The 12,260-nt window shown below is 40.3% G+C and carries 13 protein-coding genes; 10 read left to right on the top strand and 3 right to left on the bottom strand.

Annotated features, from left to right (window positions below):
* The 3 genes from HMPREF2957_RS06530 to HMPREF2957_RS06520 all read left to right on the top strand — a co-directional run.
* The coding region (locus HMPREF2957_RS06530; RefSeq protein WP_148131992.1) for an LPXTG cell wall anchor domain-containing protein at positions 1-1,112 on the top strand (1,112 nt) is incomplete at its 5' end.
* Between the two features lie 162 nt (positions 1,113-1,274).
* Positions 1,275-1,838, top strand: a complete 564-nt coding sequence (locus HMPREF2957_RS06525; protein ID WP_006153993.1) for a sugar O-acetyltransferase — start codon at positions 1,275-1,277, stop codon at positions 1,836-1,838.
* A gap of 154 nt (positions 1,839-1,992) precedes the next feature.
* Positions 1,993-3,213: a carbohydrate-binding domain-containing protein gene (locus HMPREF2957_RS06520; protein ID WP_070678262.1), complete on the top strand. Its 1,221-nt coding sequence runs from the start codon at positions 1,993-1,995 to the stop codon at positions 3,211-3,213.
* Between the two features lie 60 nt (positions 3,214-3,273).
* On the opposite strand, the gene HMPREF2957_RS06515 is transcribed toward HMPREF2957_RS06520, so the two are convergent.
* The 3 genes from HMPREF2957_RS06515 to HMPREF2957_RS06505 all read right to left on the bottom strand — a co-directional run bounded on the left by HMPREF2957_RS06515 (position 3,274) and on the right by HMPREF2957_RS06505 (position 4,675).
* Positions 3,274-3,477, bottom strand: a complete 204-nt coding sequence (locus tag HMPREF2957_RS06515) for a CsbD family protein (protein WP_000020982.1) — start codon at positions 3,475-3,477, stop codon at positions 3,274-3,276.
* Between the two features lie 116 nt (positions 3,478-3,593).
* Positions 3,594-4,226 (bottom strand): DUF421 domain-containing protein, encoded by a 633-nt coding sequence (locus HMPREF2957_RS06510; protein ID WP_070678259.1) that lies wholly within the window; start codon positions 4,224-4,226, stop codon positions 3,594-3,596.
* Positions 4,223-4,675 (bottom strand): DUF3290 family protein, encoded by a 453-nt coding sequence (locus HMPREF2957_RS06505; protein WP_060956251.1) that lies wholly within the window; start codon positions 4,673-4,675, stop codon positions 4,223-4,225. Before HMPREF2957_RS06505 ends, HMPREF2957_RS06510 begins: the two co-directional genes overlap by 4 nt.
* 175 nt (positions 4,676-4,850) lie before the next feature.
* Here HMPREF2957_RS06505 and HMPREF2957_RS06500 point away from each other — a divergent pair, with 175 nt between their 5' ends.
* The 7 genes from HMPREF2957_RS06500 to rpsD all read left to right on the top strand — a co-directional run bounded on the left by HMPREF2957_RS06500 (position 4,851) and on the right by rpsD (position 12,126).
* Positions 4,851-5,615: a nucleoside phosphorylase gene (locus HMPREF2957_RS06500; RefSeq protein ID WP_070678256.1), complete on the top strand. Its 765-nt coding sequence runs from the start codon at positions 4,851-4,853 to the stop codon at positions 5,613-5,615.
* 32 nt (positions 5,616-5,647) lie between these two features.
* Entirely contained in the window at positions 5,648-7,024 is a 1,377-nt protein-coding gene (locus tag HMPREF2957_RS06495) for a TrkH family potassium uptake protein (RefSeq protein ID WP_070678294.1), read from the top strand.
* A 13-nt stretch (positions 7,025-7,037) separates the two neighbouring features.
* Positions 7,038-7,703: a potassium channel family protein gene (locus HMPREF2957_RS06490; protein ID WP_070678252.1), complete on the top strand. Its 666-nt coding sequence runs from the start codon at positions 7,038-7,040 to the stop codon at positions 7,701-7,703.
* Between the two features lie 156 nt (positions 7,704-7,859).
* Positions 7,860-9,500, top strand: a complete 1,641-nt coding sequence (locus HMPREF2957_RS06485) for an SSURE domain-containing protein (protein WP_070678249.1) — start codon at positions 7,860-7,862, stop codon at positions 9,498-9,500.
* Positions 9,501-9,580: 80 nt separating this feature from the next.
* Complete coding sequence (locus tag HMPREF2957_RS06480; protein WP_061428507.1) at positions 9,581-10,279, top strand: response regulator transcription factor; 699 nt, start codon at positions 9,581-9,583, stop codon at positions 10,277-10,279.
* A complete protein-coding gene (locus HMPREF2957_RS06475; protein WP_070678247.1) occupies positions 10,276-11,310 on the top strand; it encodes a sensor histidine kinase in 1,035 nt (344 codons plus the stop codon). The genes HMPREF2957_RS06480 and HMPREF2957_RS06475 overlap by 4 nt, the downstream gene beginning before the upstream one ends.
* Positions 11,311-11,514: 204 nt before the next feature.
* The gene (gene rpsD / locus HMPREF2957_RS06470) at positions 11,515-12,126 is read left to right on the top strand and encodes a 30S ribosomal protein S4 (RefSeq protein ID WP_070678245.1); all 612 of its coding nucleotides are present in this window, start codon (positions 11,515-11,517) and stop codon (positions 12,124-12,126) included.
* Positions 12,127-12,260: the final 134 nt, after the last annotated feature.

The following is a 12,260-nucleotide window of genomic DNA, read 5'->3' as shown; positions in this document are numbered from 1 at the left end:
CACCAGTTACAGCTAAGTACACACCAACTGTAACTCCAGTAACACCAACAGCAGAACCTGTTACATCTATTGGACCAAAAGGTAAAGAACAATCTGGCAAACCAACATTCAAGGAAGGCGATAGCCGTGTGCCTATGAATGATGATGTTCCAGCTACATTTGAAGATGGTTCAACAACTAAGACTGTTGAAGGAGTCGGTACATACACAGTAGCTCCAGATGGAACAGTAACCTTTAAACCAGAACCAGAATTTACTGGAACTGCTCCATCAGTGACAGTTGTGCGTGAAGATATGAACGGAACAAAAGCTTCTGCAACATACACCCCAACTGTAACCCCAGTTACTACGTTTGTAGACAAAGATGGTAAACCAATTCCAGGTAACCCAACAGAAGACGGTGAACAACCTAAGAAAGATATCCCAGGTTACCGCTTCGTAGAGACTAAGAAACTTCCAAACGGTGACACAGAACATGTCTACGAAAAAGTGAAGACTAGTCACAAGGATAAAGACGGAAATGAAATTCCAGGATATCCAACCGAGGATGGAGAACAACCTAAGAAAGATATTCCAGGATACCGCTTCGTAGAGACTAAGAAATTGCCAAACGGCGATACAGAACATGTCTACGAAAAGATCACAACAACTCATGTTGACGAAAACGGAAACCCAATTCCAGGATATCCAACCGAGGATGGAGAACAACCTAAGAAAGATATTCCAGGTTACGAGTTTGTGAAGACAGTTGTCGATAAAGATGGTAATGTCCAACACATTTACAAGAAGAAAGTGACACCAACGCCAACGCCATCACCAACTCCAGCGCCAGCGCCAGCACCAGCGCCAACGCCATCACCAGCGCCAGCGCCAACGCCAGCACCAGCGCCAACTCCAGCGCCAGCGCCAACTCCAGCACCAACTCCAAAACCAGCATCAGTGCCAGTTAAACCAACTACACCAGCTCCAGTAGCTCATACAGTAGAAACTAAGGAAGATGCTCCTCAATTGCCAAATACTGGTACTGAAGATCATGCTAGCCTTGCTGCTCTTGGTTTAGTAGGTGTCTTGAGTGGATTTGGACTTATCGCGCGTAAAAAGAAAGAAGACTAATCTGACTTTTAAAGAAGGGAAATAGTTAACTTTCTACTTAAAAACTAGTACATTTAATGATGTACTAGTTTTTTTATCTTTATAAACGTAAAGTTTGATTCTAACTTGTTTTAAGGTTGGAACTATGCTACAATCATCTAAAATAGACAAGAAAGTAATCACATGAAAACAGAATACCAAAAAATGATTGCAGGGGAACCCTACCATCCCTTTGATCCAGAACTTCGTGCTCTGGCACAAACAGCACGTCAAAAACAGGCAACTTTTAATGAGGAAGTGGACCCAGTGAAAGGGATGGGAATCATCAAAGGATGGTTTGGTTCTACTGGTGAAAATCTCTATATCAATACTCGTTTGATGGTGGATTATGGAGTTAATATCCACTTGGGAGAAAATTTTTATTCCAATTGGAATTTGACCATGTTGGATGTTTGTCCTATTACCATTGGCGACAATGCTATGATTGGTCCTAACTGCCAATTTTTAACACCCCTTCATCCACTGAATCCAGATGAACGGAATTCAGGTTTAGAATTTGGGAAACCAATTACAATTGGCAAGAACTTCTGGGCAGGTGGTGGAGTTATAGTCCTTCCAGGTGTTACACTAGGTGATAACGTTGTTGCAGGAGCAGGAGCTGTCATTACTAAATCTTTTGGGGATAATGTAGTTCTGGCAGGCAACCCAGCACGAGTTATCAAAGAAATTCCAGTCAAAGAAAATTAAAAGAACAGCGAAATGCTGTTCTTTTTTGTACCATAAGCAATGATTGTTAATGAAGTTCGGATGGGGTTAAGAAAACTTTCAGAAAAAGTTTAGGCTTATTTTAGGAAAGTCACGTAGACTAAGAGCATGTAAAATGAAAGTCGAGGAAACGAGCATGAAAGCAAAAAAATGGACATTCTTATTAACGAGTATAGCAACTCTAGCACTAGTGACAGCTTGTACCCAGTCAACTTCAAATACAACAGCTAGCAATACTGCGACAACGAAAACGACATCAACTACAGATGCTAAGAAAACTAACTATTTCACAGACAAGGACTATAATACTTCCTATGATGAAAAGACAGCAGCAACTGTAACTTTGTCAGGATCAACGGCGAAGGTATCAGGTGACGGAGTTGCCGTATCAGGATCTACCGTTACAATCTCTAAGTCAGGTATCTATGTGATCTCTGGTCAATCTGATGGAGTTCAAATTAAGATCGAAGCTGGAAATTCTGATGATGTACATATCGTACTAAACGGCGCTACCATGACCAATGCCAATGCACCTATTTCTGCAACATCGGCTGGTCATGTTTACCTAACTCTAGCAGATGGTACAACCAATAGCCTGTCAGATTCTGCTTCTAATAGTGATGAAAAAGCTGACGCGGCCCTCTTCTCTAAAGTGGACTTGACCATCAACGGTAAAGGAACTCTCAATGTAGATGGTAAGAAAAACAATGGTATTAAGGCCAACGATACACTTCACATCACAGGTGGAACCTACAATATAACAGCAGTCGGAGACGCTTTTAATGTCAATGATGAACTCAATATTACTGGCACAACCATGACTATCGATGCCAAGGAAGACGGAGTTAAGGTCGACAATGATGAGGACACATCTGTAGGAACCATGTATCTCTCTGATAATACCATCACTGTTACTGCAGGGGACGATGGTATCCACGCATCAGGTGATTTGGTTATTGATAGTGGTACCTATACCGTTAAGAATTCTACAGAAGGGCTTGAAGGTAAGTCAATCACTATCAACGGTGGAGACATCACCATCTATTCAACAGATGATGGTGTCAATGCGGCCAACAAAAATGCCCAACAAAGTGAAATCTTCTTTACTATGAATGGTGGGAACTTGACGGTTGAAGTTGGTCAAGGGGATACAGATCCAATTGACTCAAACGGTAATATCACAGTCAATGGCGGAACCATCAAAATGACTGGTCAAACTGGTTTTGACTTTGATGGAACAGCGACCTACACAGGTGGAGACATCTATCTCAATGGTGAAAAACAAACTGAGATTGTCAATTCGATGCCTGGTGGAGGTGGCCCTCAAGGAAATGGAGGTCCTGGTGGACGACCATAAAAAAATCTCCTTTCTCGAAAGAGAAGGGAGATTTTCTTATGTTATTAGGACGAAAAAGAATTATTCTCCGTCTTTTTTAAAGATGTTTTTTACGCCAGATACTGCACCTTCGACAGCTTCTTTTGCATCTTCAGCAACTTCTTTAGCTTTTGAAGCTACCTTTTCTGCAGCTCCTTCTGCTTGAGTTTTTGTATCGCCAGTTAGTTTACCAAAACCTTCTTTAACAGAACCTTTAGCTTGGTTGAATTTTTCTTCGATTGACATGGGGGATACCTCCGTTAATTTTTGTATTATCTAAATTACATCAGATACTAATTTAAGTATATACCCTTTTATGCTAAAAAGCAAAAAACTGATACGAAAAGCATCAGTTTATTTTTTTAATAGGTTACAACATTCAATTGACCTTTATCATATTCAGCAATAAAGATATTAGAGACTTCTTCAAAACCTTCTTGTTTTAACTCATCCATTAACCACTCTTCAGTTTTGCCAATGGTTTCTAGGATTTCAACTTGGACAACACCGTCTGTGATGACTGGGTACTTAGGATTTTCGTCACCCATTCTTACGACAATTAGTTGTCCGTTTTGCTCGATCACAGCTCTCTTGACATCTTTCAGTTGGAAGATTCCTTGAGAGCGCAATTTAAGAGCTACATCTGCAGCCGCAAGACCTTTTGAGCGACAGGCTTCAGGATCTAACTTACCATTTTTGATGATAATAGTTGGTTTCCCGTCAATTAAGTGTTTGAAAAAGGAAATATTGGTATTCAACCATTTAAGGAGCAGGATGAGAATAGTCCAGATGATTAAGATTGTTACGTATTGGATGATGGTAATCGAGCTATTGTAGATAACCCCACCGATAATACCCCCGAGAACAAAGTTCTGGATTTGATCTACTGCAGAACTTGGTGCTAAATTTCCTTTACCTGTTACGTTAATAACAAAAACAAGAGAAAGTAGCCCCAAGGCCAATTTAATTGCAATCGTAGCAAAAAAGCTTATCATTTTTCAACCTCCACGAGTTCAACGTCTGATTTATAGAGTTCCATCTTTTCTAACAAATAGCTATCTTGGTCAGTCCCGCTAATGGCACGATAAAAATTGTCGCCAACCTTAATAATAGCTCCATCAGTAGTAGCTGAAGTATTGACATAAATATCTTTTTTATCAACACCTAACTCTTTTGATACAATCTCGATGAAGTGTAAGGAACTACGAAATTGATTATCATTGGATTGGCTGTTTTGAAAATTCGTAATGCTAATCAATACAAAAGCAATTAACGTCAAAATAGAAATGAGCGATAATTCACGGAACTTACTCCCTCTTTTATCTTTGAAAGCCTTAAATGCAAAGAATCCAGTCACAATCACTAAGAATGTCGACACAATAATCATGGTCCAATTCTGTTGACTAATCTGACTGAGAACATAGTCATATGAATAGAATTTCATAAGATGTCTCCCTTTTTTAAATTCAATCTATTATAAACTAATTCCTAAGCTATAGCAATTTTATTATGACGAAAAAAGCATTTAATTGTTGTTTCCTATTTGAGATAAGTTTTTCTCTCATCTTGACTTTCGTTTAGCTTTTGTTATAATGGTACAAATTTAGAGGAGGTACTCTATGATTCAAAAACATTCTATTCCTATTTTAGAGTTTGATGATAATCCTCAAGCAGTCATTATGCCGAATCATGAAGGCTTAGATTTACAGTTGCCAAAGAAGTGCATCTATGCATTTTTAGAAGAAGAGATTGACCGTTATGCTCAGGAAGTAGGAGCAAAGTGCGTAGGGGAGTTTGTTTCTGCCACTAAAACCTATCCAGTTTATGTCATGAACTACAAAGGCGAAAAAGTTTGTCTAGCCCAGGCTCCTGTTGGTTCTGCTCCTGCAGCTCAGTTTATGGATTGGTTGATTGGCTACGGTGTAGAGAAAATCATCTCTACCGGTACTTGTGGAGTCCTAGCCGATATTGAGGAAAATGCCTTTCTCGTCCCTGTTTGCGCTCTGCGAGATGAGGGGACGAGCTACCACTATGCAGCGCCTTCTCGTTATATGGAGATGCAGACTGAGGCTATCTCTGCTATTGAGCAAGTCTTGGAACAAAGAGGTATTCCTTATGAAGAAGTCATGACCTGGTCGACAGATGGTTTTTACCGAGAAACAGCTGAAAAAGTTGCCTATCGCAAAGAGGAAGGCTGTGCAGTTGTGGAGATGGAATGTGCAGCTTTAGCTGCAGTTGCCCAGCTACGTGGGGTTGTCTGGGGAGAGTTGCTCTTTACCGCAGATTCTTTAGCTGATTTAGAAAATTATGATAGCCGCGATTGGGGCGCAGAAGCTTTTGACAAGGCCTTAGAACTCTGTCTTGAAATTGTTAGTCATATGTGACTGCTTTAACTGTTTTATGGTACAATGTAGCTATGTTATTCAAATCATTTTCGGAAAAAACAAACACGACCTTGGGGCGTTTATCACCGGCTCGTCGAATTTTTTTAAGTTTTGCTTTGGTTATTTTCGCAGGCTCTCTCCTTTTGAGTCTGCCATTTGTGCAAGCAACAAGCTCCCAAGCTACCTATTTCGACCATCTCTTTACAGCAGTATCCATGGTCTGTGTGACAGGACTCTTTACTCAACCAGTAGCTGCAACATATAACATCTGGGGTCAGTTAATCTGTATGTTTTTGATCCAGATTGGTGGTTTGGGTCTCATGACCTTTATAGGGGTCTTTTATATTCAAAGTAAGCAAAAGCTAAGTCTTCGTAGTCGTGAAACAATTCTGGAGAGCTTTAGTTATGGAGAAACTCAGTCTTTAATGGTTTTCATACGTTCGATTTTCTTGACGACTTTTATCGTTGAAGGACTAGGAGCCTTCCTGTTAAGTTTTCGTTTTGTTCCGGAATTTGGTTGGGGGCGAGGGATTTTTACCTCTATCTTCGTAGCTATTTCAGCTTTCTGTAATGCTGGTTTTGATAATTTTGGAAGTACAAGTTTAGTAGCTTTTCAAACTGATCCTTTGATTAATCTAGTGCTTGCTGCTTTGATCATCACAGGTGGTTTAGGATTTATGGTTTGGTTTGACCTGGCTACACAGTTGAGCAAGAAAAAACGTCGGCTTCGCTTCCATACCAAGTTGGTTCTCTTCTTGACGGCTGGAATTTTATTTACTGGAACAGTTTCAACTCTCTTGATAGAGTGGAACAATCCGGGAACGATTGGCAATCTCAGCATCCCTGATAAATTGCTAGTCAGTTTTTTCCAAACAGTTAGCATGAGAACGGCAGGTTTTGCTTCAATTGATTACACCCAGGCTCGGCCTGTTACTTTGATGATTTATATCTTACAAATGTTTCTCGGTGGGGCGCCTGGTGGAACAGCTGGGGGGCTTAAAATCACAACCTTCTTTGTATTATTAGTATTTGCACGCAGTGAACTTTTAGGATTACCCCATGCCAATGTAGCTCGGAGAACAATTTTACCTCGGACAGTCCAAAAATCATTCAGTGTCTTTATTATCTTCTTGCTAACTTTCTTGCTGGGCTTGATCCTGTTAGGGGTAACCGCAGAAGGGAATCCGCGCTTTATCTACATCATGTTTGAGACAATTTCAGCGCTTGCCACGGTCGGAGTGACTGCAAATTTGACACCAGAGTTAGGCAGATTAGCTCTTAGCATTATCATGCTACTGATGTTTATAGGACGAATTGGGCCACTGACGCTATTAGTTAGTTTGGCTGAGTATCAACCAGATAAGAAAGATATGATCCACTATATGAAAGCAGATATTACCATAGGATAAGAAAGGATAAACTATGTCAGATCGGACAATTGGAATTTTAGGTTTGGGTATTTTTGGGAGTAGTGTACTTACCGCTCTCGCTCAGCATGATATAAATATTATCGCCATTGACGACCATGAGGAACTTATTAATCAATTTGAACCTGTTTTAGTTCGCGGTGTTGTTGGAGACATTACGGATGAAGAACTCTTGTTATCAGCTGGGATTGATACCTGTGATACGGTTGTGGTAGCAACGGGCGAGAATTTGGAATCTAGCGTCCTTGCAGTCATGCATTGCAAGAGTCTAGGTGTTCCAACTGTTATTGCTAAGGTTAAAAGCCATACAGCAAAAAAAGTCCTTGAAAAAATTGGTGCAGACTCTGTTATTTCACCAGAGTATGAAATGGGTCGTTCATTAGCACAAACGATTCTCTTTCATAATAGCGTAGACGTCTTTCAGCTAGATAAGAATGTCTCAATAGTAGAAATGAAGGTTCCTGCATCGTGGGTAGGTCAGAGTCTTAGCCAATTAAATCTTAGAGGACGCTATAATCTCAATATTCTTGGTTTTCGTGACTACGAAAATGCTCCTCTAGACGTTCAGTTTGGTCCAAATGACTTATTAAAACCTGATACCTATATCATGGCGGTGATTAACAACCAATATTTGGATTATCTAGCACGCCTCAATGATTAAAAGAGAAATGACTATTCTTTTTTCTAGTGACTATTGAGTCAATATAAGTATTTTATAAGAGGGATTTAAGAAAAATTTTAACTTTTTCTTAATCCTTTTTAATTTTAGGAGATTATACTAGAGCTATCAAAAAAAGAAAACTCTAAGGAGAATCCTATGAAATTCAATCCAAATCAGAGATATACTCGTTGGTCTATTCGCCGCCTCAGTGTAGGTGTTGCTTCAGTTGTTGTGGCTAGTGGCTTCTTTGTCCTAGTCGGTCAACCAAGTTCTGCACGTGCTGATGTCGTCAATCCGACTCCTGCCCAAGTCGTGTCAAACGACGCCTCAGTGAGTGAAAAGGGCGATCGATCATCAGAGGTTCTAAATAAAGCAGTAGATGTAGATCTTTCTTCAGAACAGTCTGTTCCAACACCTAAAGCAAGTTTGGATACGACAAGCTCTTCAGAAAAAGCGGACGCAACTGCTAAAGAGCCGGTGGTAGCACCAAAAGAAGAAGTGCAAGCACAACCTGACTCTAAGAAACCAACAGAAGATGCAGTTAAACCTGTGGAAAGTCCTGCGTCTACACTTTCTGGACAAGATCGCGAAGCCAGTGAAGCGCAACCAGCGACCACTCCAGCTGAAGTCCAAAAAGGTGTGGCTGACAACACCAAAGACACAGTAGATGTCCCAGCTACATACTTGGACAAAGCCAACTTCCCAGGGCCATTCACAGCTGGTGTCAACCAAGTCATTCCTTACGAATTCTTCGCTGGTGACGGTATGTTGACTCGCCTTATCTTGAAAGCTTCTGACAAAGCTCCATGGTCAGACAATGGTTCAGCAAAAAATCCTGCCCTCCCACCAGTAGAGAAATTGGGCAAAGGCCTTTACTTCTATGAAGTAGATTTGGCAGGTACTCAAGGTAAATCTGACAAAGAGCTTCTAGACCTCTTGAAACAAAATGGTACTCAAAGCTATAAAGCTACTATCAAGGTGTACGGTGCAAAAGATGGCAAGGCCGATTTGACTAACCTAGTAGCGACTAAAGATTTGACTGTTAATGTGAACACTTCAACCACTCCAACTCAGATTAAAGAGTCTGTTCTTAACAATGTCAAAGACATGATTGATGTTCCGGCTAGCTACCTTGGCAAGGCTAATGTTCCTGGACCATTCTTGGCTGGTGTCAACCAAGTCATTCCATACGAAGCTTTTGGTGGAGATGGAATGTTGACCCGCCTTATCTTGAAAGCCTCAGATAAGGCTCCATGGTCAGACAATGGAACAGCTAAAAATCCTGCTCTATTGCCACTTGAAGGCTTGGCTAAAGGTCAATATTTCTACGAAGTGGATTTGAATGGCAATACGGTTGGCAAAGATGGTCAGGCCTTGCTGGAGCAACTTCGAGCTAACGGAACACATACATACCTAGCTACTGTTAAAGTCTATGGCTCTAAAGATGGCAAACCTGATTTGACCAATCTGATTGCTACTCGTCAAGTAACGATTCGACTTCGTGGAAAAGAAATGGCGACAATACCATCTCAACAAGGTCAGATGAATACGAAGCCTTCTGAAACAGGCTCTACAGGTATGACTGAGGGTATGATGGGTACAAATCACCATATGTCAGATATGAAAGTAGATCAACCAGCTTCTAGCCCAATGGCTAATATGATGAAAAAAGATGATAAAGCGATGTTACCAAATACTGGGGAAGCTAAAACAGCTACAGCTGGCCTTGGTATCTTTGGTCTAGCCTTGGCAGGTCTTGTTGGATTTTTGGGTTTGACAACCAAACGGGAAGATTAAGATTCAAATCACTTAAACATTAGGGAAAATAGTGTTATACTAAAGCAAGTATAACACTGTTTTTGTCAAAGGAGTGTCAGATGAAAAAGACAATTTTGTTGGTTGATGATGAGATAGATATTCTAGATATTCAAAATCGCTATCTTTTACAGGCAGGTTACGATGTTTTAGTTGCCCATGACGGTAAGGAAGGATTAGAACTTTTTAGAAAAAAATCTATCGATCTCATTATCACAGATATCATGATGCCTAATATGGACGGTTATGATTTCATCAGCGAAGTTCAGTATATTGCTCCTGATCAACCCTTTCTCTTTACAACTGCTAAGACAAGCGAACAGGATAAGATTTATGGATTAAGTTTGGGGGCGGATGATTTTATAGCTAAACCGTTTAGCCCACGGGAATTGGTTTTGAGAGTGAATAATATCTTGCGCCGCCTTAGTCGTGGCGGAGAGACCGAGCAGATTGAGTTCGGTGACTTAGTAATCAACCATGTGACTCATGAGGTTCGCATTGGGGAACAGCCTTTGGAATTGACAGTGAAATCTTTTGAACTTCTATGGATATTAGCTAGCAATCCTGAGAGAGTCTTTTCAAAGACTGAACTTTACGAGAAGGTATGGCAGGAGGACTATGTGGATGATACCAATACACTCAATGTTCATATTCATGCTTTGAGACAAGAGTTGAGTAAGTATACGAATTTAAACACTCCTGCTATCAAAACTGTTTGGGGATTGGGCTATAAGATGGAAAGACCGAGAGGTAAAAAATGAAATTAAAAAGCTATATTTTAGTGGGGTATCTAGTTTCGACTCTACTAACGATTTTGGTCGTTTTCTGGGCAGTCCAACGAATGTTGATTGAGAAAAGTGAAGTTTACTTTCTGGTTGGAATGACCTTGATTGCTAGTTTCATTGGCGCTGCAGTGAGCATCTTTCTTTTATCGCCTGTGTTCTCTTCTCTGAAACATTTGAAAAAACAAGCCCAAGATATAGCTAGCAAGAATTTTAGTACAGAAATTGAAACCAAAGGGCCGATAGAATTTCAAGAGTTAGGCCAGGCTTTTAATGACATGTCCCACAATTTACAAGATACCTTTCAATCACTTGATGAGAGTGAGCAAGAAAAGAGAATGATGATTGCGCAGCTCTCTCACGATATTAAAACTCCCATTACCTCCATTCAGGTTACTGTGGAGGGAATTCTAGATGGAGTAATCAAGGAAGAGGAACGGCTCCACTACTTAGCGACGATTGGTCGCCAAACCGAGCGTCTAAACAAGCTAGTAGAGGAGTTGGATGTTTTGACTCTTAACAATCAGCCTCAAGATATAGCTGACGAAGAAGTCGAAGATGTGTTTTTAGATCAGCTGTTGATTGAGTCGATGAGTGAATTTCAACTTCAGATTGAACAAGAGGAACGAGATGTCTACATTCAAGTAAAGCCTGAGTCTGCGAAAATCAAGAGTCATTACAACAAACTCTCTCGTATTCTAGTCAATTTGTTAAACAATGCATTTAAATATTCAGAACCTGGAACTAGGATTGAAGTTCTTGCTCAATTAACAGAAGAAGAGCTGATAATCAGTGTGAAAGACGAGGGTCAAGGTATTCTTCCTGAAGATTTGGAAAAAATTTTTAACCGACTTTATCGTGTAGAGACGTCGCGTAATATGAAGACAGGTGGTCATGGATTAGGACTTGCGATTGCACGAGAACTAGCCCATCAACTTGGTGGTGAAATAACAGCAGAAAGCCAGCATGGATTAGGAAGTACGTTTACATTTCATCTTAATTTGAAATAAAACTAAAAAAATTCTCTTTACAAATGTAGTATTTCATGGTACAATAGCCTTTGTGTGAAATAGCAGCAGGAAAGCATGAAGCTCGTCAACAGGTGTCTTATAACAAGTAACCTTGGCTGTTTAGGCGAAGGGCATCTGCACGAATCAGGGCTTTCTAAGTGACTATTTCCGCCGAAATTATATTTATATTAGGAGGACATACACATGTCACGTTATACAGGACCATCTTGGAAACAAGCTCGTCGCCTTGGCCTTTCACTTACAGGTACAGGTAAAGAATTGGCACGTCGTAACTACGTACCAGGACAACACGGACCAAACAACCGTTCTAAATTGTCAGAATACGGTTTGCAATTGGCTGAAAAACAAAAACTTCGTTTCACTTACGGAGTGGGTGAAAAACAATTCCGTAACTTGTTCGTACAAGCTACAAAAATCAAGGGCGGAATCCTAGGTTTCAACTTCATGCTTCTTTTGGAACGTCGTTTGGATAACGTAGTTTACCGTCTTGGTCTTGCGACTACTCGTCGTCAAGCTCGTCAATTCGTAAACCACGGTCACATCCTTGTTGACGGAAAACGTGTTGATATTCCATCATACCGCGTAACTCCAGGTCAAGTAATCTCAGTTCGCGAAAAATCATTGAAAGTTCCAGCAATCCTTGAAGCGGTTAAAGCTACTCTTGGACGTCCAGCATTTGTATCATTCGATGCTGAAAAATTGGAAGGTTCATTGACTCGTTTGCCAGAACGTGATGAAATCAACCCAGAAATCAACGAAGCACTTATCGTTGAATTCTACAACAAGATGCTTTAATTTTAAGAAATATCTTACAGAAAGCCTACAACAGTGGGCTTTTTTCTTTGTAAAAAACAAAAAATAAGAAAAATTTATCTCAACTTCTTGACAAGGCAGAAAAAGTAGGTATAATAGAAAGAGTTGAAAAAGCT

The sequence above is a fragment of the Streptococcus sp. HMSC062D07 genome, from assembly GCF_001814215.1.
GTDB lineage: Bacteria > Bacillota > Bacilli > Lactobacillales > Streptococcaceae > Streptococcus > Streptococcus infantis_I.
Note: the sequence above shows the minus strand (reverse complement) of the source record. Positions and strands in the feature narration are given on the sequence as shown.